We start from the raw sequence: 21,882 nt of genomic DNA, 5'->3' as shown, positions 1-21,882 counted from the left end.
ATCGCCCCTCACGCCTGTTAGAACCCGTGCAGCAAAAAGGTGGTGAAACCTTTGGCATCGTTACGCGATATTAAAACGCGCATCAATGCGACGAAGAAGACAAGCCAAATTACAAAAGCGATGGAAATGGTCTCGACGTCGAAGCTGAACCGCGCGGAGCAAAACGCGAAATCGTTCGTTCCATATATGGAGAAAATTCAAGAAGTCGTGGCCAATGTGGCGCTTGGTGCCGGGGGGGCTTCGCATCCGATGCTCGTTTCGCGCCCGGTGAAAAAAACCGGTTATCTCGTGATCACGTCGGATCGCGGTCTGGCTGGCGCGTACAACAGCAACGTGCTGCGCCTCGTGTACCAAACGATCCAAAAACGCCATGCTTCTCCGGACGAATATGCGATCATCGTCATCGGCCGCGTCGGGTTGAGCTTTTTCCGCAAGCGGAACATGCCGGTCATTCTCGACATCACCCGCTTGCCGGACCAGCCGTCGTTTGCCGATATTAAAGAAATCGCCCGCAAAACGGTTGGGTTATTCGCCGACGGTACGTTTGACGAGCTGTATATGTATTACAACCATTACGTGAGCGCGATCCAGCAAGAGGTGACGGAACGGAAGCTTCTGCCGCTCACTGACTTGGCGGAGAATAAGCAGCGCACGGTGTACGAATTTGAACCGTCGCAAGAAGAAATTTTGGACGTCTTATTGCCGCAGTATGCGGAAAGCCTCATTTACGGCGCATTGCTCGATGCAAAAGCAAGCGAACACGCCGCCCGCATGACGGCGATGAAGAACGCAACGGACAATGCGAACGAGCTCATTCGCACATTGACGCTTTCCTACAACCGCGCTCGCCAAGCGGCGATTACGCAAGAAATTACGGAAATTGTCGCCGGAGCAAACGCCTTGCAATAGGGGACTAGCAAGTTAGGAGGGAAAACGATGACAAGAGGACGCGTTATCCAAGTCATGGGTCCGGTTGTAGACGTCAAGTTTGAGAACGGCCACTTGCCGGCGATCTACAACGCCCTGAAAATTCAACATAAAGCGCGCAACGAAAACGAAGTCGACATCGACTTGACATTGGAAGTCGCCTTGCACCTTGGCGATGATACGGTACGGACGATCGCGATGGCGTCCACAGACGGCCTCATCCGCGGCATGGAAGTCATCGATACCGGTGCACCGATTTCGGTGCCGGTCGGCGAAGTCACGCTTGGCCGCGTGTTCAACGTCTTAGGCGAGCCGATCGACTTGGAAGGCGACATTCCGGCTGACGCCCGCCGCGACCCGATTCACCGTCCGGCGCCAAAATTCGAGGAATTGGCGACGGAAGTCGAAATTTTGGAAACGGGGATTAAAGTCGTTGACTTGCTTGCCCCGTATATTAAAGGCGGAAAAATCGGTTTGTTCGGCGGCGCTGGCGTAGGAAAAACGGTCTTGATCCAAGAGCTGATCCACAACATCGCCCAAGAGCACGGCGGGATTTCCGTCTTTGCTGGCGTCGGCGAACGGACGCGCGAAGGAAACGACTTGTACCATGAGATGAAAGATTCCGGCGTCATCAGCAAAACGGCCATGGTGTTCGGACAAATGAATGAGCCGCCGGGGGCGCGGATGCGCGTCGCCTTGACCGGCTTGACGATGGCCGAATACTTCCGTGATGAACAAGGCCAAGACGTGTTGCTCTTTATCGATAACATCTTCCGTTTCACGCAGGCCGGTTCGGAAGTGTCGGCGCTGTTAGGCCGCATGCCGTCGGCCGTTGGTTACCAACCGACATTGGCGACGGAGATGGGTCAATTGCAAGAGCGGATCACGTCGACGGCGAAAGGCTCGATCACCTCGATTCAAGCGATTTACGTCCCGGCCGACGACTATACGGACCCGGCTCCGGCCACGACGTTCTCTCACTTGGATGCGACGACGAACCTGGAGCGGAAGCTCGCGGAGATGGGGATTTATCCGGCCGTTGACCCGCTCGCTTCGACATCGCGTGCGTTGGCGCCGGAAATCGTCGGCGAGGAGCATTATCAAGTCGCCCGCAAAGTGCAGCAAACGCTGCAACGTTATAAAGAATTGCAAGACATCATCGCCATCTTGGGGATGGACGAACTGTCGGACGAAGACAAACTCGTCGTTCACCGCGCCCGCCGCATCCAGTTCTTCTTGTCGCAAAACTTCCACGTGGCGGAGCAGTTCACGGGCCAACCGGGCTCCTACGTGCCGGTCAAAGAAACGGTGCGCGGCTTTAAAGAAATTTTGGAAGGCAAATACGACCATCTTCCGGAAGATGCGTTCCGCTTAGTCGGCCGCATTGAAGAAGTCGTTGAAAAAGCGAAAGCGATGGGTGTCAAAGTGTGACCCGGGATAGGGGGATTGGACAATGAAAACGATCCACGTGAGCGTCGTTACTCCTGATGGCCCGGTGTACGAAGACGATGTTGAGATGGTCAGCGTCAAAGCGAAAAGCGGCGAGCTCGGCATTTTGCCGGGGCACATCCCGCTTGTCGCCCCGCTCGAGATCAGCGCGGCCCGGTTGAAAAAAGGCGGCAAAACGCAATACATTGCCGTCAGCGGCGGCTTTTTGGAAGTCCGCCCGGACAACGTGACGATTTTGGCTCAAGCTGCTGAACGGGCGGAGGACATTGACGTCCTCCGCGCCAAAGCGGCGAAAGAGCGGGCGGAGCGCCGCCTGCAAAGCCAGCAGGATGACATCGACTTCAAACGGGCCGAACTGGCGTTAAAACGCGCCATGAACCGTTTGAGCGTTGCGGAAATGAAGTAAAAAGCAGGGGAGTTTTTCCCCTGCTTTTTTTGATGAAAACGGAAGAATCGTCCGTCAAGGAGAGAGGCAAACGCTCTCTCTTTTTTCGTTCCTCGCATTCCGTCGTTTCAACAAAGATGAAGCGCTTACATGAATGGATACCGTGTTGACAGTGTTAACTTGAAGTTTTGCTGACACGGCTGGATATAAATGTTATAATGAAATCGAAGGAATTATTGAAAAATTTCATCATTAACACCATACGTATGTAGTAAACCGGAAGGGGGCGAGCTGGTTGAGCAACATCTATGCAAACAGTTATTTGATCATCTTCGTCTTCCTTTGCCTCGGTGTGTTGCTGCCGATCGGGGCGCTCACGGCCGGGCGGTGGCTGCGGCCGCACGTGCCGAGTGATGCAAAGGCGACAACTTATGAAAGCGGTAACAATCCCTTTCACGACTCGCGCGTTCAGTTCCAAGTTCGGTACTACCTATTTGCCTTGCTGTTTGTCATTTTCGATATCGAGACGGTGTTTTTGTACCCGTGGGCTGTTGTCTATGACCAACTCGGCTTGTTCGCGTTGGTGGAAATGATCATGTTCATCGTTTTGCTTGCCATTGGCTTGATCTATGCTTGGAAAAAGAAGGTGTTACGATGGATGTGAAATGGGAGGGTTTTTCTGGCGTCGAAATGGAAGAAGTGAAGCGAAACGTCTTTTTGACGACGTTGGAACAGTTGAAAGGATGGGCCCGAAGCAGTTCGCTTTGGCCGTTGACGTTCGGCCTTGCCTGTTGCGCTATCGAGATGATGGCGGTCGGCGGCGCCCATTACGACCTCGACCGGTTCGGTTCGTTTTTCCGCGCCTCGCCGCGGCAGGCGGACGTCATGATTGTCTCGGGCACGGTGACGAAAAAAATGGCGCCGCTCTTGCGCCGGTTGTATGACCAAATGCCCGAACCGAAATGGGTCATCGCCATGGGTTCGTGTGCGACAGCCGGCGGCCCGTACGTCAAATCGTACAGCGTCGTCAAAGGCGTCGACCAAATTGTCCCGGTGGACGTGTACATACCAGGCTGTCCGCCGAACCCGGCAGCGCTCATCTACGGCATTCATAAATTAAAAGAAAAAATCCGACTGGAAGCCAAAACGGGGAAGAAGGTGCTGTAACCGATGGATGAAGAAAAAGATTTGGCTCAGCGAAAAAAAGAAGCCGCTGAGCGGGCAAAACAGCTGGCGCGCGAACGGCTCTCGGCTAGGCAGGCAGATGAACAGGCCAGGTCAGCCGCCGAAACGGGCAGTTTGAAAACGCCCCCGAATTCGAATGGCAGCCAGACCGAAACAACGAAGGGAGAGGCAACGGAACCGGCATCGGCCGACGACGATCTTGCATTGGCGAAAAAACGAGCAGCCGAGGAAGCGCGGGCGAAAGCGGCCGAACTGCGGAGACAGCGCGAGGCCGCTGCGTCTGGTGCGGCGACAGGGGGCGACCTTGAGGCGGCGAAGCGGAAGGCAGCCGAGGAAGCGCGGGCGAAAGCGGCCGAACTGCGGAGACAGCGCGAGGCCGCTGCGTCTGGTGCGGCGACAGGGGGCGACCTTGAGGCGGCGAAGCGGAAGGCAGCCGAGGAAGCGCGGGCGAAAGCGGCCGAACTGCGGCGACAACGCGAGGCGGCGGAAAGCGGTGCGGAGGATGATCTTGAGTTGGCGAAGAAAAAGGCAGTTGCGGCCGCGAAGGCGAGAGCTGCTGCATTAGCCAAACAAAAAGCCGCTGAAGCGTCGGGCGACGATGACGAGCTGGCCAAGCAAAAAGCGGCCGCCGCGGCGAAAGCGAAAGCCGCGGCCGCGGCAAAAGCGCGGGCGGCGGCCTTGGCGAAGCAACAAGGCGGCGCTGGCGATGAGGGGGCGAAACAAAAAGCGGCAGCGGCCGCCCGGGCGAAGGCCGAAGAAACTGACGGAGGAACCGGACGGTCTGCCGCTCCGTCGCCGAACGATCCGCTGCTTGAGAAATATGTCCGCATCATTCATGAGCATCTCGGTTCGGACGTGCTCGAGGATGCATACATCAACCGGCTGGCGAAAGATGTGCCGACGCTTGTCGTGAAAAAAGAGGCGTACTACAAAGTCGCCGAGTTGTTGAAAGGCCATGAACAGCTTCGGTTTGATTATTTATCCGAGCTGCACGGCACCGATTTTCAGACGCATATGGAAGTGTACGTCCATTTGTATTCCTATCCAAACCGGCAGCCGGTGGCGCTGAAAGTCAAAATCGAGCGCGACAACCCGGAAGTCGATTCGCTCGTTCCGCTTTGGCCGGGGGCGAACTGGCCGGAGTGCGAAGCGTACGATTTGCTTGGCATCCGTTTCCGCGGCCACCCGAACTTAATCCGCATCTTCCTCGGCGAACAATGGGTCGGGCATCCGCTGCGCAAAGATTACGAGCCGTATGATGCGGAGGTGTAGATGATGCTGCGCACAGAAGAAATGATTTTAAACGTCGGCCCTCAACACCCGAGCACGCACGGGGTGTTCCGCCTCATTTTAAAAATTGACGGCGAGATCATTCAAGAAGCGACACCGGTCATCGGCTATTTGCATCGCGGAACGGAAAAGATCGCCGAAGGGCTGCAATATACGCAAATCATCCCGTACACCGACCGGATGGACTATTTGTCCGCGATGACGAACAACTATGTGCTTTGCCATGCGGTCGAAACGATGATGGGCATTGAAGTGCCGGAGCGGGCCGAATATTTGCGCGTTCTCGCCATGGAGCTTGGACGGATCGCCAGCCACCTCGTCTGGTGGGGGACGTATTTGCTCGACCTCGGTGCGACGAGCCCGTTTTTGTACGCGTTCCGCGAACGCGAAATGATTATTAATCTATTAAATGAGCTGTCTGGAGCGCGGCTGACGTTCAACTATATGCGCATCGGCGGCGTCAAATGGGATGCGCCGGACGGTTGGATTGACAAAGTGAAGCAGTTCGTTCCGTACATGCGGGAGAAACTTCACGGCTATCATGAGCTTGTCACCGGCAATGAAATTTTCCGCCAGCGCGTCACCGGCGTCGGGCGGTATACGAAAGAAGAGGCGATCAGCTATTCGCTCAGCGGCGTCAACTTGCGGTCGACCGGCGTCAAATGGGATTTGCGCAAAGATGAACCGTATTCGATCTATGACCGCTTTGAGTTTGACGTGCCGGTGCGCGATGGCGGCGACTGCCTTGCCCGCTATGAATGCCGGATGGCGGAAATCGAACAGTCGCTTTGCATCATCGAGCAGGCGTGCGAGCAATTTCCGCCTGAGGGGCCGATCATGGGAAAAGTGCCCCGCATCATTAAAGCGCCGCCCGGCGAGACGTTCGTCCGCATCGAGGCGCCGCGCGGCGAGATCGGCTGCTATATTGCGAGCGACGGCAAAAAGGAGCCGTACCGCCTCAAATTCCGGCGCCCATCGTTTTACAACTTGCAAATACTCCCGAAGCTGCTCAAAGGGGAAAACTTGGCCAATGTCATCGCCATTCTTGGGTCGATTGACATTGTGCTTGGGGAGGTCGACGGATGATGGAACAATGGCTTGAATCCACGCCAAGCTGGTCGAACATCGCCCTGTTTTTCGGGCTTGGGGCGCTGCTTTTGGCGGTCGTGCTCGCCTTTGTCACATACGGCATTTTGGCTGAGCGGAAAGTGATGGGGTTTATGCAAGGGCGCATCGGGCCGAACCAAGTCGGCGGCCGCTTCGGGCTTTTGCAAACGGTCGCGGACGTATTAAAGCTGCTGCTAAAGGAAGATACGATTCCGAAAGCGGCCGACCGTCCGCTCTACGTGCTGGCGCCGATCATCACCTTTGTGCCGTCGTTTATGGTGTTGGCGGTATTGCCGTTTACCGATGCGTTCCGGTTCGCCGATATTGGCGTCGGCCTTCTGTATTATATCGCTGTCTCCGGCTTGACGACCGTCGGCGTTGTCGCCGGCGGCTGGGCGTCCAACAACAAATACGCTCTGCTTGGCGGCATGCGGGCAGCCGCGCAAATGATTTCCTATGAGATTCCGCTCGTCATGTCGGCGCTTGGCGTCGTGCTTTTGGCTGGAAGCATGAATTTAGTCGACATCGTCGCGGCGCAAAAAGATGTCTGGTTCATTTTCGCCCAGCCGTTGGCGTTTTTGATTTTTCTCATTGCCGCGGTGGCCGAGTTGAACCGGACGCCGTTTGACTTGCCGGAAGCGGAGTCCGAGCTCGTCGCTGGCTTCCATGTCGAATATTCCGGGTTCCGTTGGGCGTTCTTTATGCTCGCCGAGTATGTGTATTTGTTCGCCATGGCGGCGCTTGTGACGATTTTGTTTCTCGGCGGTTGGCATCCGGTCGCATTTCTCGGCTGGATTCCTGGCGCGGTCTGGTTTGCGCTGAAGTTTTGTGCGGTCGTTTTCGTCCTCATTTGGTTTCGCGCTACATTTCCGCGCGTGCGCGCCGACCAGCTGATGGAGTTCGCCTGGAAAGTGCTGCTTCCGCTTTCGCTCGTCAACATTGTGCTGACGGCGGTCGTAAAAGCGTGGTTTTTCTAAAAGGCCGGTGATTTAGTGAAAAGTCACGAAAAACGGACTCTTCTCAAATTGAGAAGTCCTGTAAAATCAACGCCTCTCTTTCACCCAAAAGCAACGGATTCGGCGAAATCGGTCGTTTCTCACCAGTCCTCTAAAGGAACAAAGCAACTTGTCTTGCCAGGAAGGGGGCAGCCGCCCATGAGCATGGCCTCCTCCTTCGGGCAGAGGTCGTGTCGGAACGCCACTTTTCCCATGAGAGGGGTAGACGGATGATAGGGTTGATGAAAGGATTGGCGTATACGTTAAAAGAGTTGACGCGCGAAAAAGTGACGTACGATTACCCGCACGAACCGCTCCCGCTCCCGGATCGGTTTCGCGGCATCCAGAAATTTTATCCCGAAAAATGCATCGTGTGCAACCAGTGTGTCAACATTTGCCCGACCGAATGCATCCAGCTGACCGGGAAAAAACATCCCGATCCGACGAAAAAAGGGAAAGTGATTGAGACGTACAACATCAACTTTGAAATTTGCATTTTATGTGATTTGTGCACGGAAGTATGCCCAACGGAAGCGATTGTCATGACGAACAACTTTGAGCTCGCGGAATACAGCCGCGACGCTCTGTATAAAGATTTGGCCTGGCTCGATGAAAACGATACGAACATCAGAAGGGAGAATAAGCCGTGAGCGGAACGGACATCGCCTTTTTCTTGCTCGCCCTCGCGGCGATTGCCGGGGGAGTGACGATGCTCCAGCTGACGAACGTCGTCCATATGGTCATCGCCCTCGTCATGACATTTGTAGGCATTGCCGGGCTGTACGTGCTGTTGTCCGCCGAATTTGTCGCTGTTGTGCAAGTGCTTATCTATTCCGGAGCCATCACGATCATCATGCTGTTTGCGATCATGCTGACGCGCCATCACACAGACGAACGGGAGCGCCCAACCACCGGCGGCGTCTGGCATAAAGCGGTTGCCGCCCTCTCCGTCATCGCCTTCGGCCTTGCCGTCTACTTCGGCATCCGCCAGCTCGACTTCGGCGCTGACGGCAGCGCGCTTTCGGGCGACAACGCGAAGGCGATCGGCAAGTCGCTTTACTCGTATTATACGATTCCGTTTGAAATCGTGTCCGTCATTTTGCTTGTCGCCTTAATTGGCGCGATCGTGTTGGCGAAAAAAGACGGCAAGGGGGCGGAAGACGAATGACATTATCGGCCTATTTAGCGTTGGCGCTGATCTTGTTTTGCATTGGACTGTACGGGGCGCTCACGAAGAGGAATACGGTCATTGTGCTCATCTGCATTGAGCTGATGTTAAATGCGGTCAACATCAATTTCGTCGCTTTTGCCAAATACGGCGCCCATCCCAGCGTTCACGGGCACGTGTTCGCGCTGTTTGCGATCGCCGTGGCGGCGGCGGAAGCAGCCGTCGGCTTAGCTGCGCTCATCGCTTTTTACCGCAGCCGGAGGACGGTTCAAGTCGATGAAGCCAATTCGTTGAAACATTAGAGAAGGGGATGGGAACGATGATGAACCTAGCTTGGGTCGTGCCGCTGTTCCCGCTTGGTTCGTTCATTCTGTTGCTGCTGTTCGGACGGAGATGGAAACAGCGAAGCGCCTATGTCGGCATCGCCGCGGCGTTCTTGTCGCTGCTTTTGGCGCTCGCGGTGCTTATGGACCGCCTTGGCGGGTCGACGTATGAGGCAAACTGGACATGGATGACGATCGGCAACGTGACGTTGACGGTCGGGATTTCCGCCACCGCCCTAAACGCTTGGATGCTCGTCGTCGTCGCACTCGTCAGCTGGCTCGTCCATGTGTATTCGCAAGGGTACATGGCTGGCGATGAACGGTTTTCCACCTTTTACGCGTATTTGGGCCTGTTTACGTTTGCGATGCTCGGTCTTGTGCTGTCGCCGAATTTGCTGCAGGCGTACATCTTTTGGGAGCTCGTCGGACTTGGATCGTTTTTGCTGATCGGTTTTTACTTCTATAAGGAAGAAGCAAAATCGGCGGCGAAAAAAGCGTTCATCATGACGCGCATCGGCGACGTTGGCTTTTTTATCGGCATGATGTTGCTTTTTTGGCAAACGCACAGCTTTGATTACGATGACATTTTCCGCGCCGTCGGCGACGGCACGCTGTCGCCGGGGATGACGACGCTCGCTGTGATCTTGATTTTCATCGGCGCCATCGGCAAATCGGGGCAATTTCCGCTCCATACATGGCTTCCAGACGCGATGGAAGGCCCGACGCCGGTGTCGGCGCTCATCCACGCTGCGACGATGGTGGCGGCCGGTGTGTACCTTGTGGCGGCATTGTTTCCGCTGTATGAGGCAAGCCATGCAGCCATGATGACCGTGGCGACGATCGGCGGGGTGACGGCCATTTTCGCCGCGACGATCGGCTTGGTGCAGACGGACATCAAGCGCGTCCTCGCCTATTCGACGATCAGCCAGCTCGGTTATATGATGTTGGCGCTTGGCGCCGGCAGCTATGTCGCGGCCATCTTCCATTTGACGACGCATGCGTTCTTTAAAGCGCTCCTCTTTTTGGCCGCCGGGAGCGTCATTCATGCCGTCCGTACGCAAAACATCGAGGAAATGGGCGGACTTTGGCAGCGGCTGCCATGGACCGCGCCGCTATTCCTCATTGGGGTGCTGTCGATCAGCGGGGTTCCGCTATTCGCCGGCTTTTTCAGCAAGGACGAAATTTTGGCCGCCGCCTGGACGAACGGGCCGCGCCTCCTCTTTTGGCTCGCGGTCGCTGCCGCGCTGTTGACGTCGTTTTATATGTTCCGGCTCTTTTTCCTCGTCTTTGCCGGCAAAGCGCGGCATCATGAGGATGCTCATGAAGCGCCGGCCTCGATGGTGGCGCCAATGCTTGTGCTCGGCGTGCTGTCGATTGCATCCGGATACATGCAAACGCCGTGGTTTGGCTCGTTCCTTGGCGAATGGTTGACGGATGGAGCGTATCGTCATGAAGCGGCGCCGGGATGGATCGCTGTTTTGGCGACGATCGTGTCGTTTGCAGGGATTTTTCTCGCTTGGCTGATGTACGGGGCGCAGAAAATGCCGCGCGATTGGCTGTCCGCGCGTGTTCCGTATGTTGATGAGCTGCTGCGTCGTCATTACTACATCGATGACATTTACCGTTTGACGGTCGTGTCGCTTGTGTCATGGATCAGCCGCCTGTTGGCGTATGTCGACCGCTTCCTTGTGGAAGGGCTCGCCCGGCTTGCCGCCGGCATTGTCGGCGCGGCCGCCTCGGCTGGGTCGCGCGGGCAAAACGGGCAGGCGCAGACGTATGGGGCGGTGACGGTGGCCGGATTGGCGATTTTGGTCGTCATTTTCGCCTTAACAGGGGGGTACTGGCTATGATGTTTTTATCGCTGCTCGTCTTTTCGCCGCTGTTAGGCATCATGTTGCTGATGTTTGTCCGCAAAACGGATGAACGAATGATTCAATGGCTTGGAACGGCCGCCACCGTACCGCCGCTCATTTTGGCGTTGTTTGCTTTTATTCAGTCCGGGCGCGGGTTTCGCCTCGAGCGGCTCGACGAAGCACGGGACTGGGTGCGGCTTACGGACCTGCCATTTTTGACGGACGCGGCGTATGTGATCCGCTATGAGCTCGGCATCGATGGGCTGTCGCTTGTCTTTATCGTTCTGACCGCGGTGTTGGCGACGTTGGCCGCTTTGGCGTCGATGCTTGTCACAACGGAGAAAAAAGGGTATTTTCTCTGGCTGCTGGCGCTTGAGATTGGCATGCTCGGCGTATTTTCCGCTGCCAATTTCGTTTGGTTTTTCCTCTTCTTAGAAGTGACGTTGGTCGCCATGTTTTTGCTTGTCGGCAAGTGGGGCGGGTTTGAGCGCGAGCGGGCGGCGTACAGCTACTTGTTGTACAACGGGCTCGGCTCGGCTTTGCTGCTTGTCGTGATCGCGGTGCTGCTTGCCCGAACGGGAACAGCGAACTTTGCCTTGCTTCATGAAATGTTACATAATCCAGCGGCGGAAGGGCAACTGATTGCGCCGCTGACGGCGGAAGGGCGTCGCTGGCTGCTCGGCGGGCTGCTGTTGGCATTTGCGATCAAGCTGCCGGCTGTTCCGTTCCACCGCTGGCTCATCCGCGTCCACGTCGAAGCGCCGCCGCCGGTGGTGATGCTTCATGCCGGGGTGCTGTTGAAAATCGCAGCGTATGGGATGATTCGCTTCGGGGTCGGCTTGTTTCCGGATGAGTTCCGCTCGTTTGCCGGCGTTCTCGCTCTATTTGGCGTCATCAATGTGCTGTACGGCGCGCTGTTGGCGCTTCGCCAGCGCGAATTGAAACATGTGCTCGCCTATTCGAGCGTATCGCATATGGGCGTGGTGCTCATCGGACTCGGTGCGTTGAATGAGGCCGGCATTCAAGGAGCGGTCTTGCAATCGGTGGCTCACGGACTCATCTCGGCCTTGTCGTTTTTGCTTGTCGGCGTGCTCGCTCATCGAATGGGAACAACGGACATCAACCGGCTTGGTGGACTGACGAAAGCGATGCCGCTCTTTTCCGGGTATTTGCTCACAGCGGCGCTCGCCTTGCTCGGTCTGCCGGGGCTGGCGGGATTTGTCGGTGAATTCACGTCGTTTCTCGGGCTGTTTCAAACGAAGCCGGCCCTTGCCGCCGTGGGGGCGCTTGGCTTGATCTTCGCCGCTGTCTACTCGCTGAAAGCCGTCCTTGATATCACGTTCGGCCACCCCGCGACCGGCGGGAAGCGGTCATGGGCTGGCGTGAGCCGCAAGCATCTGCGGCAAGCCTCGGTGAACCGCAAGGGGGCGTCGTTGACTTGCAAGGAAAAGAAGCTGTGCCGGCGTTCATCCTTGTCGCGTTGATCGTGGCCGTCGGCGTCTATCCGCAGCTATTGGCCGCGCCGCTTACGGCCGTCGTCAAGACGATGATGAACGGGCTAGGGGGTTGATCACATGAACGATGTATGGCAATCCGATTGGAGCATGATGGCGCCCGAATGGATCGTCCTCGCGGCCGCCATAGCGCTGTTGGTGATGGACTTGGCGCTGCCAAGTAGCCGAAGCCGCCGGCCGCTTGCTTGGGGCGCCGCGGCGGCGGCGGCGCTCGCCATGATCGCGACAGCGGCGATGATCCCGGCCGAGTCGGCATCGATTTTGCATGATACGTTCCGGCTCGATGCGTTCGCCAAAGCGTTCAAGCTCATTTTGCTGGCTGGCGGAGCGCTCGCTCTGCTTTTGGTGGCCGAATGGGCGCCGAAAGAAGGCAGTCCGCACCGCGGCGAATTTGTCTATATGATGTTGTTTGCGCTGCTTGGGGCGATGATGATGGCGTCTAGCGGCGATTTGCTTACATTATTTGTCAGCCTTGAGCTGCTTTCGGTGTCGTCCTACATTTTGGCTGGTTTGCGCAAAACGGCGCCGGCATCGAACGAGGCGGCGCTCAAATACGTCATCAATGGCGGCATCGCCACCGCCATCATGCTGTTTGGCATGAGTTATGTGTTCGGCTTGACCGGAACGACGAATCTCGGCGACATCGCGCGCCGCTTGCAGGAGACGAACGAGCCGTACATGCTTGCTTTGGCGTTTCTGCTTTTGCTCATCGGCGTTTCGTTTAAGCTGGCGACTGTTCCGTTTCATATGTGGGCGCCGGACGTGTACGAAGGAGCGCCCGTTCCAGCGACCGCGTTTTTTGCCGTCGTGTCAAAAACGGCCGGCTTTACCCTTCTTCTCCGTTTGCTGGTGACGATCTTTGCCGCTGCGCCGGCAGAAGGGCGTGATCCGTCATCGCTCCTTTTGTCGATGCAGCCGATCATCACCGTGTTAGCCGGGCTGACGATGATCATCGGCAGCGTCGTGGCGCTTCGGCAGCGGAGTTTAAAGCGGCTGCTCGCCTACTCGAGCATCGCCCACGCCGGCTACTTGCTCGCGGGGTTTGCCGCGATGTCATGGGCGATGATCGATTCGCTCTGGATGTATTTGCTCGTCTATACGTTGATGAACATCGGGACGTTTGCCATTATTGCCCATATTGTCAATGAAACCGGATCCGATGATTTGGATGGACTGGCCGGCTTATATCGGCACCGCCCACTGCTGGCTGCGGCGCTCGGGCTGTTTTTGCTCTCGCTCGCCGGCATCCCAGGAACAGCTGGCTTTATCGCCAAGCTGCATATTTTCATCGGCCTTGTCGTCACAGAGCCGGGCCATTATGTGCTCGCCGCCGTGATGGCGATCACGACCGTCATCTCGTACGTGTATTATTTCAATTTGATCGTCCAGCTCTTTTTCCGCCCGACGTTCACCGCGCCGCTTGGCCGGCTGCCGGCCGGGCTGTCGACCGCCGTCGTTCTTTGCGCGCTTGGAACGTTGGCGATCGGCTGGGCGCCGGGGCTTGCTTACGATATGCTCGCCCAGTTTGGGCATTTTGGCGATTTTTTGCCGTAACGGTAGAATAAAGGGAGAGGGAGAATGCCTCTCCTCTTTTTTTGCGCCGCCGGCTTCGTTTGGAAAGGAGGGGATGCGCTGCGTGCTTTGCGCAGGAAAGCTCCATCGAGCCATGTTTGCTTTCCACCTAGCATGAAAGTTTCAAGGCCTGCGCATTTTCATCGAAAGAGGGGAATGCTCATCCCGCTGGCTTTGTTTCGGGACGAGGAGCACCTTGGATGTGCGGCCGGCTCTGTTTCGGGGGAGAAGTGCTTGTCATGCGCCGCTTAATCTGTTTTCGAAACGCATGAAGTGCTTTGGCTGCTCGCCGCGTTCCGAAAAAGAGGAAATGCTTCGTATGCTTCGTTTCACATATGCTTGAGAAAGAGGTGAAACTTGATGATGCCGGTCATCGGCCAACAAGCGTTGATTTCGATTATCGTTCATTTGGCGTTTCTAGCGGTGACGTGGTGGACGCTGCAGGCGGTGCGGCTCGAGGTGCTGCTTCGGCCGAACCGCGTCGTCCAAGGGCGGCTGCTGTACATTTTATTGACGATTGCCATCGGCTCGACGGTGGCGAACTTTTTCCTTGACTATTGGGCTTGGTCAACCGATTTGCCGTATTTGTTCCGCGAATAGGGAGGCCCGGGGCGCCGTGGTGCTTCGGCTCCCCTCCAATTGCCCGCTTGCCCCGCCCTCTGTCCGGCTGATCCGTTCTTGCCCCCGCCTCTTTGCTCCCCGTCCCGTCCCCTTCTTCCATGGATTCTCGGCTGTTTGCCCTCCGCTTTGATGTTTATTTATGAAAGCGATTTCAAAAATCGCCGGTTGTCGATTTTTTTGACGTATGTTCCCTTGCCCGGTGGCAACAATAACAAGTAAGGAGAGGAAGGGAACGAAGATGAGAAAAAATCCAATCTGTTGGCTGATGGCGCTCGTTGCCGCGGTCTTGTTGTTGGCCGCAGGGCAATACCGGACGGAAGGCGCGCGGGGGAACGAATGGTCCGAACCATTGGAAATGATGGCGCACACATTGGCGCAGCACGGTGCCTCGCTCGGCCGCTGGGTCGTGTACACAAGAGAGTATGCCCACGATATTCAAAATGATGCGGACTTTTTCAAAAAAATGGCGGAGTTCAAACAAACATACCGCTCCTTTCACTGGACGTTCCACCAAACGAGCCATTGGCAAAAAGCGATCGGCACGAATGAACATTCCTTGTTTCGTGAACAAATTCAGCTCGTGATGACCGTCACAAATGGAACGCCGCAAACGTATATCCTCTATGAAGCGACCGGCCCAACGTGGAGTCAAGCTGGGTGGAAAGAAGCAGCACAGCACATTCAAAAAACGACGAACGGACTATTTGTGAATCACCCTACATTTTTTGCTTGTATTGAAGGCGAGTTCAGTGGTAATATGGAAGGTGGTTTGTTCGACCAAGCCTCTCAATTGCTTCGCGATTTCCACGCGGCGCCTGTCGAGTGGCTGCGGGAAGAGTCACTCGTTTCCCTGTCTGCATATACTGGGCAGTGGAAGAACGTTCTCCCAACCGCCCATCATCAGCCGGTCAACCTGCAACTCGCCTTGAGGGAAAGATTGGGCGGCAAGACGCGCGTCGTTGTTGGAACCCCAATCATTACCATTGAATACTAATATAGAGAAATTGGACGCGGAGGGGAATACCTTGGAAAAGATCATCGTCCGTGGCGGAAACCGGTTGAGCGGCACCGTCAAAGTGGAAGGCGCCAAAAATGCCGTTTTGCCTGTCATCGCTGCCACTTTATTGGCTATGAAAGGAACAAGTACGATTCATGATGTGCCTGCTCTTTCCGATGTATATACAATCAGTGAAGTGCTCCGCTATTTAGGCGCCGATGTGCACATTGCCGGCGAGACGGTCACCGTCGATGCCACCGGTCCGTTGACGGTGGAAGCGCCGTTTGAATATGTGCGAAAAATGCGCGCGTCGGTGCTTGTCATGGGGCCGCTGTTGGCGCGCAACGGCCGAGCCCGCGTGGCGCTGCCGGGCGGCTGTGCCATTGGCTCGCGCCCGATCGATCAACATTTAAAAGGGTTTGAAGCGATGGGCGCGTCTGTGAAAGTCGGCAATGGCTTTATCGATGCGGAAGTGAACGGACGGCTCCGCGGCGCCAAAATTTATTTGGACTTTCCAAGCGTCGGGGCGACGGAAAACATTATGATGGCCGCCGTGCTCGCGGAAGGCACGACTGTGATCGAAAACTGTGCGAAAGAGCCGGAAATCGTCGATTTGGCGAACTTTTTGAACGCGATGGGCGCCAAAGTGCGCGGCGCCGGCACCGGAACGATTCGAATCGAGGGAGTTGACGAGCTCGTCGGCACAACGCATACGGTCATTCCGGACCGCATCGAAGCCGGCACGTTTATGGTGGCGGCGGCGATCACCGGCGGCAATGTCCTCGTGCAAGGAGCCGTTCCGGAACATTTAGGCTCGCTGATCGCCAAACTCGAAGAAATGGGCGTGACCGTCATGGAAGAGGAAAATGGCTTGCGTGTCATCGGTCCGGAAAAGCTGAAAGCCGTCGACATTAAAACGATGCCATATCCGGGCTTTCCGACCGACATGCAGTCGCAAATGATGGCTCTCTTGTTGAAAGCGGAAGGCACGAGCATGATCACCGAGACGGTGTTTGAAAATCGCTTTATGCATGTGGAGGAATTCCGGCGCATGAACGCCGATATTAAAATTGAGGGGCGTTCCGTCATGATCAATGGCCCGTGCCAGCTGCAAGGCGCCGAAGTGGCGGCCACCGATTTGCGCGCAGCGGCGGCGTTGATTTTGGCTGGACTCGCGGCGGACGGCTACACGCGCGTGACCGAGCTTCGTCATCTCGACCGCGGGTATGTCCGCTTCCACGAAAAGTTGGCTGCGCTTGGGGCCGACATTGAACGCGTCCGCGAAGAAACGGAACAATTCGACCAAATTCAAACGATCCAATGGAACGGATAAAGAGCGAAAAACGACCGTTCCTTGCCTTTTGGCAGGGAATGGTCGTTTTTTCTTGGAACACAGGCGACCGTCGAAGGACGGTAGAAAACAACTGTTCGTTCCTAACGGTCTGTTTTGAAGCTCAGAGAAAGACCGTCTGTATGAAGTTTCTCCATAAGCTTGATCGCATCGCGCGCGGCAAGTTGCGGCGGTGGTGAAACATGTGCGTTGCGGCGGTGGTGAAATATGTGCTTTCGAAAACCCCCTTGTTCCATCGCCCCCTATTCCGTCACCGACTTTTTTCAACGGCTTCATGTTTAGAAGGCCGGTGAAAAACGGCTGTCACGAGCAAATCAGCGGCATTTCGCCAAAAAAGAAGGCTGATTTCGCAAGGTTTTTCTAATTGAGAAACAGCTGGGACTAGCAGTATTTTGTACTCAATCACCAGCCCTTTAGACGGGGTGCGAAACGCGCTCAAGGCGTTTTGGCTCGAGAGAAAACTGTCATACATACTTGTCCGAGCCCATAACTATAGTAACGAACCGAAGCCAACGCAGGCATTCATTCGCGATGTCCGCTTGTGCTTGGAAAACGCATATTGGGGGCTCGGCTATGGTGAAACGATTGAAACCCGTAATGGTGCTCGCTTTCTTGCTGTTTGTCGCCATCCTCGTCATTCCGACGGCGCTCGTTCTTCCATTTTATGACGGGAAGGTGGCGAAATTGGCCGAACAACTGCACAAGCAAGAACAAATTCAGCGGTCGCAGGCAGCCGAAGGGCCGTCCATCGACGTGGCGGTCTATCGAAGCAAAGAACAACGCATCGAACATATTCCCCTCGAGCAATACGTCATCGGCGTCGTGGCGGCGGAAATGCCGGCCGAATTTGAACTCGAGGCATTAAAGGCGCAAGCGTTGACGGCAAGAACGTACATCGTGAAGCAATTGCTCGCCAACCAGCCGTTTCGCCTGCCAAAAGGAGCGAATGTGACCGACACGGTGGCTCATCAAGTCTATTACAGTGATGACGAACTGCGAAAGCTGTGGGGCAGTGATTATGATTGGAAAATCAAAAAAGTGACAAAAGCCGTGTTGGAAACGCAAGGACAAATTTTGACATACCACAACGAGCCGATCGAGGCGCTGTTTTTTTCGACAAGCAACGGCTATACGGAAAATTCGGAAGCCTATTGGCAAAGCGATTTTCCTTATTTAAAAAGCGTCGCCAGCCCATGGGACAAACAATCCCCGAAGTTTTACCAGAGAAAAACGATGTCGGTGGCGGAATTCGAGCGAAGACTGGGGGTCCAACTGCCCGCTGACGGCTCAGTCGGCGTCATTGTATCGCGCACTCCCGGCCGCCGCGTCGGCGAAGTGAAGATTGGCGGCAAGACGTTTACGGGCCGCGATGTGCGCGAACGGCTCGGATTGCCGTCAAGTGATTTCACCTGGGTGCGTAGCGGGAATGACATCATCATTACGACGAAAGGCTACGGCCATGGCGTCGGCATGAGTCAATACGGCGCCAACTTTATGGCCAAAGAAGGGAAAACGTACGCCGACATCGTTAAATATTATTACCGCGGCGTCCATATTTCGTCGACGACGGCGTTTTTAAACAAATTGACCGCGAAAAATGGATGAACCGGGGTTCTGCACCCCGGTTTTTCTGTCAAATGTTCGGGGCAAACGGCAGGGAGACGCCCCTCATTTTTTTGTATAAAATCTAGCCGAATGTCAAAAAATAAGTGAAAAAATTGGTTTTGATGTGTATATCTTTTCCTCTTTCTGTTCAAAATGGTTGCTGAGGTGATGAACATGAGAGAGGAACAAAAACAATCGTCGCTGAAGCGTCTGTTCCGCAAACGCTGGGTATTTCCGGCCATCTATTTATCGTCTGCCGCATTGATCGTCGCTGGTGCGCTTTGGTTCCAATTGGGCAAAGAGGAGAATACGGGCAGAGACAACGTGGCGAAAAACGGCACCGCCCAGCAAGAAAATCCGGCTGTTCCGGTCAATGAAACGGTCGAAATGATTGCGATGCCGGTGCTGGATCCAAATGCGGTGCAAGTGAAAACGCCGTTCTACGATGACAAAGCATCCGAAGCAGAACAGGAAGCAGCCCTCGTCTTTTATGATCATACGTACCACCCGAACCAAGGCATCGATCTTGTGCGCCAAGACGGCAAAACGTTTGATGTCACCGCTTCCTTGAGCGGCACGGTGACGAAAGCGGAAAAAGACCCGATTTTGGGCTATGTTGTCGAAATCAATCATGAACAAGGGGTCACGACCGTCTATCAATCGCTCGCTGATGTGAAAGTCGAAGCCGGCGACACGGTGAAACAAGGTGAAGTGATCGGCAAGGCAGGGCAAAGCGAATTCAACAAAGAAGCCGGCATCCACGTCCATTTTGAAATTCGCAAAGACGGCCGGGCGGTCAACCCGATCGACTATGTCGACAAACCGTTGACGGCTTTGACCGACAAAGCGGAAGACAAAACGGGAACCGATCGCGCCGCCACGAGCAAAGAAAAAGAATTGATCCCGAGTGACGAAACAGCGCCGACAGACGAAAACCCAGCGAATGAACAACCATCGGCTGACGACCATTCGACGACGCCAAGCGACAACCATCAAGACGAAAACAACGACGCTTCATCCTACAAAACGCCAGACGCCTCGATCGGCATGGCAAGAGCGTAATCGACAAGGCGTCGAGCAAGAGGAAACGAAAAACGCGACGAAAAGGCCTGTCCGTTTGCCAAGACAAGCGGGCGGGTCTTTTTTGTGCTTTGCCGCTTCTAAAATCAGACGTGGGAAAAACGGTAGCCAAAAAAGCTCTTCTTCACCATAAGATAAAAAACATTTTTCATGATAGGTGTCCCAAAAAGGAATGGCTATTTTTTGTTCGATCGGGAGGGATGATGTTATGTTTGTGTCTAAAAGTCAAGTACATCTTTCGGTGATGAACCGCCAAAAATTATGATTTGAATATTCTTTCATTTTTTAGGAACAAGGATGGAAATAACCCCCTCTTTCCTTTAAAATAAATGAAAACGGAAACAGTTTCGTTTGAGAAACGTTTTATTCTTCACTTAACGAAAGAAAGGGGATCGCGGCCATGGACTACCTATACCACCCGTACCCGTCGCAGCGGGTGACGGTGTTTGCGAAAAACGGCGTTGTCGCGACATCGCAGCCGCTCGCGGCGCAGGCGGGGCTTGATGTGTTGAAAAAAGGCGGCAATGCCATCGATGCGGCGATCGCCGCGGCCGCCTGCTTGACGGTTGTCGAACCGACATCGAACGGCATCGGCGGCGATGCGTTCGCTCTTGTCTGGACGAATGGGAAACTGTACGGGCTGAATGCGAGCGGCTATGCGCCGAAATCGATCTCGATTGAAGCGCTCAAAGAGCTCGGCTATACCGAGATGCCGAAGTACGGCTTCGCTCCGGTGACCGTTCCGGGGGCGCCGGCGGCGTGGGCGGCGCTGTCAAAGCGCTTCGGCCGCCTGCCGCTTGTGGAAACGTTCGCACCGGCGATCGCCTATGCGGAAAACGGCTATCCGGTTTCGCCAGTGCTCGGAAAGTATTGGGCTGCGGCGTTTCGTACATACAAAGAAGCGCTTCGCGGGCCGGAGTTTGCCGCCTGGTTTGCGACGTTTGCGCCGGGCGGCCGCGCGCCGAAGATCGGCGAAGTGTGGGCCTCGCCGGACCATGCGGCGACGCTGCGCTCCATTGCCGAAACGGAAGCGGAAAGCTTTTACCGCGGCGAGCTGGCGGAAAAAATCGCCGCCTTCTCGAAGCAATACGGCGGCTTTTTGGCGGCGGACGACCTCGCCGAGTATGAACCGGAATGGCTCGAGCCGATCTCCGTCTCCTACCGAGGCTATGAGGTGTGGGAAATTCCGCCGAACGGTCAAGGGCTTGTGGCTTTAATGGCGTTAAACATCATGAACGGGTTTGACGTGCCAAGCGTGTCGGATGTCGAGACGCACCACCGGCAAATCGAGGCGATGAAGCTTGCCTTTGCCGATGGGAAAGCGTACATCGCCGACCGCCGCTATATGAACTGCAGCCCAGACGAGCTGTTGTCGGAGTCGTTTGCCGCGATGCGCCGGGCGCAAATCGGCGCGGAGGCGCTCACGCCGGAGCCGGGGACGCCGCCAAAAGGCGGAACGGTCTATTTGGCCGCCGCCGACGGCGAAGGGAATATGGTGTCGTTCATTCAAAGCAACTATATGGGCTTTGGATCAGGCCTCGTCGTCCCAGGCACCGGCATCGCCCTGCACAACCGCGGCCATAACTTCGCTTTTGATGAGAGTCATCCGAACGGGCTGGCGCCAAGGAAAAAGCCGTACCATACAATCATCCCCGGCTTTTTGACCAAAGGGGGTGCGCCGGTCGGTCCGTTTGGCGTCATGGGGGGATTTATGCAGCCGCAAGGGCATCTGCAAGTGATCATGAACACGGTCGATTTTGACTTAAACCCGCAAGCGGCGCTCGATGCGCCACGTTGGCAGTGGATGGAAGGAAAAACGGTGCTCGTCGAGCCGCACTTCCCGCGTCATATCGCCGAAGCGCTCGCCCGCAAAGGGCATGACATCCGCTTGGCGTTGGACAGCGGACTGTTCGGCCGTGGGCAAATCATTTGGCGCGATCCTGACACCGGCGTGCTCGCCGCCGGGACGGAGCCGCGCACGGACGGTGCGGTGGCCGCTTGGTGAGACTCACGATAAAGGGATGACTTCGATGAACCAATGGCATTTGTTTCTCGCTTTTTTCCGCGTCGGCATGCTTGGATATGGGGGCGGCCCGTCTTCGATCCCGCTTGTGCGTGCTGAAGTGGTGGCGAAATACCGCTGGATGGCGGATGAAGAATTCGCTGAAATCGCCGCCAGCGCCTTTTTGATGTTTGGCAAATGGCGCCTCCATCCGGCGTACGTCATCGCCTTGGCGCTCGTGTACGGGGCGGTGTTTCTCTCGCCATGAATGGCCTCTATGGCTAAAGAAAGATGGAAGGGATGCTTCCTCACAGTGACGGAAGCATCCCTCTTGTCGTCATTGTTGCCGTTGACAGGCGAACGGGCGCCCTCTCTCACCGGGCTGTTGGCCAACTCGGCACGAGCGGCGTTTGGCATGCGCCGCATGCGGCCGGCCGTTTGACTTGTCATTCGCCCGA

Annotated in this window: 20 protein-coding genes and 2 pseudogenes; all 22 read left to right on the top strand. The window is 55.8% G+C overall.

Features of this window, described 5'->3' with window-relative positions; all coding sequences use genetic code 11:
- The first annotated feature begins 51 nt into the window (after positions 1 to 51).
- Positions 52 to 909, top strand: a complete 858-nt coding sequence (atpG, locus tag A0V43_RS14475; RefSeq protein ID WP_011232826.1) for an ATP synthase F1 subunit gamma — start codon at positions 52 to 54, stop codon at positions 907 to 909.
- 27 nt (positions 910 to 936) lie between these two features.
- The gene (gene atpD, locus A0V43_RS14470) at positions 937 to 2,358 is read left to right on the top strand and encodes a F0F1 ATP synthase subunit beta (RefSeq protein WP_063193445.1); all 1,422 of its coding nucleotides are present in this window, start codon (positions 937 to 939) and stop codon (positions 2,356 to 2,358) included.
- 22 nt (positions 2,359 to 2,380) lie between these two features.
- Positions 2,381 to 2,782: a F0F1 ATP synthase subunit epsilon gene (locus tag A0V43_RS14465; protein WP_015376059.1), complete on the top strand. Its 402-nt coding sequence runs from the start codon at positions 2,381 to 2,383 to the stop codon at positions 2,780 to 2,782.
- A gap of 274 nt (positions 2,783 to 3,056) precedes the next feature.
- On the top strand, positions 3,057 to 3,425 hold the full coding sequence (locus A0V43_RS14460) for an NADH-quinone oxidoreductase subunit A (protein WP_013146604.1): 369 nt from the start codon (positions 3,057 to 3,059) through the stop codon (positions 3,423 to 3,425).
- Positions 3,416 to 3,928, top strand: a complete 513-nt coding sequence (locus tag A0V43_RS14455; RefSeq protein ID WP_011232822.1) for a NuoB/complex I 20 kDa subunit family protein — start codon at positions 3,416 to 3,418, stop codon at positions 3,926 to 3,928. Before A0V43_RS14460 ends, A0V43_RS14455 begins: the two co-directional genes overlap by 10 nt.
- A 3-nt stretch (positions 3,929 to 3,931) precedes the next feature.
- The gene (locus A0V43_RS14450) at positions 3,932 to 5,218 is read left to right on the top strand and encodes an NADH-quinone oxidoreductase subunit C (protein WP_063193444.1); all 1,287 of its coding nucleotides are present in this window, start codon (positions 3,932 to 3,934) and stop codon (positions 5,216 to 5,218) included.
- A 3-nt stretch (positions 5,219 to 5,221) separates the two neighbouring features.
- Entirely contained in the window at positions 5,222 to 6,322 is a 1,101-nt protein-coding gene (locus tag A0V43_RS14445; protein WP_063193880.1) for an NADH-quinone oxidoreductase subunit D, read from the top strand.
- Positions 6,319 to 7,320 carry an NADH-quinone oxidoreductase subunit NuoH gene (nuoH, locus tag A0V43_RS14440; protein WP_063193443.1) on the top strand — a complete coding sequence of 334 codons (1,002 nt, stop codon included), beginning with the start codon at positions 6,319 to 6,321 and terminating at the stop codon, positions 7,318 to 7,320. The genes A0V43_RS14445 and nuoH overlap by 4 nt, the downstream gene beginning before the upstream one ends.
- A gap of 248 nt (positions 7,321 to 7,568) precedes the next feature.
- Entirely contained in the window at positions 7,569 to 7,988 is a 420-nt protein-coding gene (nuoI, locus tag A0V43_RS14435) for an NADH-quinone oxidoreductase subunit NuoI (RefSeq protein WP_013146600.1), read from the top strand.
- Positions 7,985 to 8,506: an NADH-quinone oxidoreductase subunit J gene (locus A0V43_RS14430; protein WP_053414169.1), complete on the top strand. Its 522-nt coding sequence runs from the start codon at positions 7,985 to 7,987 to the stop codon at positions 8,504 to 8,506. Before nuoI ends, A0V43_RS14430 begins: the two co-directional genes overlap by 4 nt.
- A complete protein-coding gene (gene nuoK, locus A0V43_RS14425) occupies positions 8,503 to 8,808 on the top strand; it encodes an NADH-quinone oxidoreductase subunit NuoK (protein WP_063193442.1) in 306 nt (101 codons plus the stop codon). The genes A0V43_RS14430 and nuoK overlap by 4 nt, the downstream gene beginning before the upstream one ends.
- A 17-nt stretch (positions 8,809 to 8,825) precedes the next feature.
- Positions 8,826 to 10,679 carry an NADH-quinone oxidoreductase subunit L gene (gene nuoL / locus A0V43_RS14420; RefSeq protein WP_063193441.1) on the top strand — a complete coding sequence of 618 codons (1,854 nt, stop codon included), beginning with the start codon at positions 8,826 to 8,828 and terminating at the stop codon, positions 10,677 to 10,679.
- Positions 10,676 to 12,252, top strand: a pseudogene (locus A0V43_RS14415) (NADH-quinone oxidoreductase subunit M). The gene nuoL and the pseudogene A0V43_RS14415 overlap by 4 nt, the downstream one beginning before the upstream one ends.
- Positions 12,253 to 12,256: 4 nt before the next feature.
- Complete coding sequence (gene nuoN / locus A0V43_RS14410) at positions 12,257 to 13,750, top strand: NADH-quinone oxidoreductase subunit NuoN (RefSeq protein ID WP_063193440.1); 1,494 nt, start codon at positions 12,257 to 12,259, stop codon at positions 13,748 to 13,750.
- Between the two features lie 378 nt (positions 13,751 to 14,128).
- The gene (locus A0V43_RS14405; protein WP_011232810.1) at positions 14,129 to 14,368 is read left to right on the top strand and encodes a DUF1146 family protein; all 240 of its coding nucleotides are present in this window, start codon (positions 14,129 to 14,131) and stop codon (positions 14,366 to 14,368) included.
- 259 nt (positions 14,369 to 14,627) lie between these two features.
- Positions 14,628 to 15,383 carry a YwmB family TATA-box binding protein gene (locus A0V43_RS14400; protein ID WP_063193439.1) on the top strand — a complete coding sequence of 252 codons (756 nt, stop codon included), beginning with the start codon at positions 14,628 to 14,630 and terminating at the stop codon, positions 15,381 to 15,383.
- A 31-nt stretch (positions 15,384 to 15,414) separates the two neighbouring features.
- Positions 15,415 to 16,719 (top strand): UDP-N-acetylglucosamine 1-carboxyvinyltransferase, encoded by a 1,305-nt coding sequence (gene murA, locus A0V43_RS14395; protein ID WP_063193438.1) that lies wholly within the window; start codon positions 15,415 to 15,417, stop codon positions 16,717 to 16,719.
- Positions 16,720 to 17,310: 591 nt separating this feature from the next.
- Positions 17,311 to 18,342 carry a stage II sporulation protein D gene (gene spoIID, locus A0V43_RS14390; protein ID WP_063193437.1) on the top strand — a complete coding sequence of 344 codons (1,032 nt, stop codon included), beginning with the start codon at positions 17,311 to 17,313 and terminating at the stop codon, positions 18,340 to 18,342.
- Positions 18,343 to 18,516: 174 nt separating this feature from the next.
- Entirely contained in the window at positions 18,517 to 19,404 is an 888-nt protein-coding gene (locus tag A0V43_RS14385; protein ID WP_063193436.1) for a stage II sporulation protein SpoIIQ, read from the top strand.
- Between the two features lie 418 nt (positions 19,405 to 19,822).
- Complete coding sequence (locus A0V43_RS14380; RefSeq protein WP_063193435.1) at positions 19,823 to 21,427, top strand: gamma-glutamyltransferase family protein; 1,605 nt, start codon at positions 19,823 to 19,825, stop codon at positions 21,425 to 21,427.
- Between the two features lie 25 nt (positions 21,428 to 21,452).
- A pseudogene (locus A0V43_RS20570) lies at positions 21,453 to 21,605 on the top strand (chromate transporter); the annotation flags it as partial.
- Positions 21,606 to 21,737: 132 nt separating this feature from the next.
- On the top strand, positions 21,738 to 21,866 hold the full coding sequence (locus A0V43_RS20825; RefSeq protein WP_255407700.1) for a hypothetical protein: 129 nt from the start codon (positions 21,738 to 21,740) through the stop codon (positions 21,864 to 21,866).
- The last annotated feature ends 16 nt before the right edge of the window (positions 21,867 to 21,882 follow it).

The sequence above is a fragment of the Geobacillus sp. JS12 genome, from assembly GCF_001592395.1.
In the GTDB taxonomy this organism is placed as follows: Bacteria; Bacillota; Bacilli; order Bacillales; family Anoxybacillaceae; genus Geobacillus; species Geobacillus zalihae.
Note: the sequence above shows the minus strand (reverse complement) of the source record. Positions and strands in the feature narration are given on the sequence as shown.

Excerpts from the sequence above, each read along its gene's own strand:
- A0V43_RS14450 (WP_063193444.1), top strand. The coding sequence starts at position 3,932 with ATGGATGAAGAAAAAGATTTGGCTCAGCGAAAAAAAGAAGCCGCTGAG.
- nuoH (WP_063193443.1), top strand. The coding sequence starts at position 6,319 with ATGATGGAACAATGGCTTGAATCCACGCCAAGCTGGTCGAACATCGCC.
- A0V43_RS14465 (WP_015376059.1), top strand. The coding sequence starts at position 2,381 with ATGAAAACGATCCACGTGAGCGTCGTTACTCCTGATGGCCCGGTGTAC.
- A0V43_RS14400 (WP_063193439.1), top strand. The coding sequence starts at position 14,628 with ATGAGAAAAAATCCAATCTGTTGGCTGATGGCGCTCGTTGCCGCGGTC.
- A0V43_RS14455 (WP_011232822.1), top strand. The coding sequence starts at position 3,416 with ATGGATGTGAAATGGGAGGGTTTTTCTGGCGTCGAAATGGAAGAAGTG.
- nuoI (WP_013146600.1), top strand. The coding sequence starts at position 7,569 with ATGATAGGGTTGATGAAAGGATTGGCGTATACGTTAAAAGAGTTGACG.
- nuoN (WP_063193440.1), top strand. The coding sequence starts at position 12,257 with ATGAACGATGTATGGCAATCCGATTGGAGCATGATGGCGCCCGAATGG.
- A0V43_RS14445 (WP_063193880.1), top strand. The coding sequence starts at position 5,222 with ATGCTGCGCACAGAAGAAATGATTTTAAACGTCGGCCCTCAACACCCG.
- spoIID (WP_063193437.1), top strand. The coding sequence starts at position 17,311 with ATGGTGAAACGATTGAAACCCGTAATGGTGCTCGCTTTCTTGCTGTTT.
- nuoL (WP_063193441.1), top strand. The coding sequence starts at position 8,826 with ATGATGAACCTAGCTTGGGTCGTGCCGCTGTTCCCGCTTGGTTCGTTC.
- atpD (WP_063193445.1), top strand. The coding sequence starts at position 937 with ATGACAAGAGGACGCGTTATCCAAGTCATGGGTCCGGTTGTAGACGTC.
- A0V43_RS14380 (WP_063193435.1), top strand. The coding sequence starts at position 19,823 with ATGGACTACCTATACCACCCGTACCCGTCGCAGCGGGTGACGGTGTTT.
- nuoK (WP_063193442.1), top strand. The coding sequence starts at position 8,503 with ATGACATTATCGGCCTATTTAGCGTTGGCGCTGATCTTGTTTTGCATT.
- A0V43_RS14405 (WP_011232810.1), top strand. The coding sequence starts at position 14,129 with ATGATGCCGGTCATCGGCCAACAAGCGTTGATTTCGATTATCGTTCAT.
- A0V43_RS14385 (WP_063193436.1), top strand. The coding sequence starts at position 18,517 with ATGAGAGAGGAACAAAAACAATCGTCGCTGAAGCGTCTGTTCCGCAAA.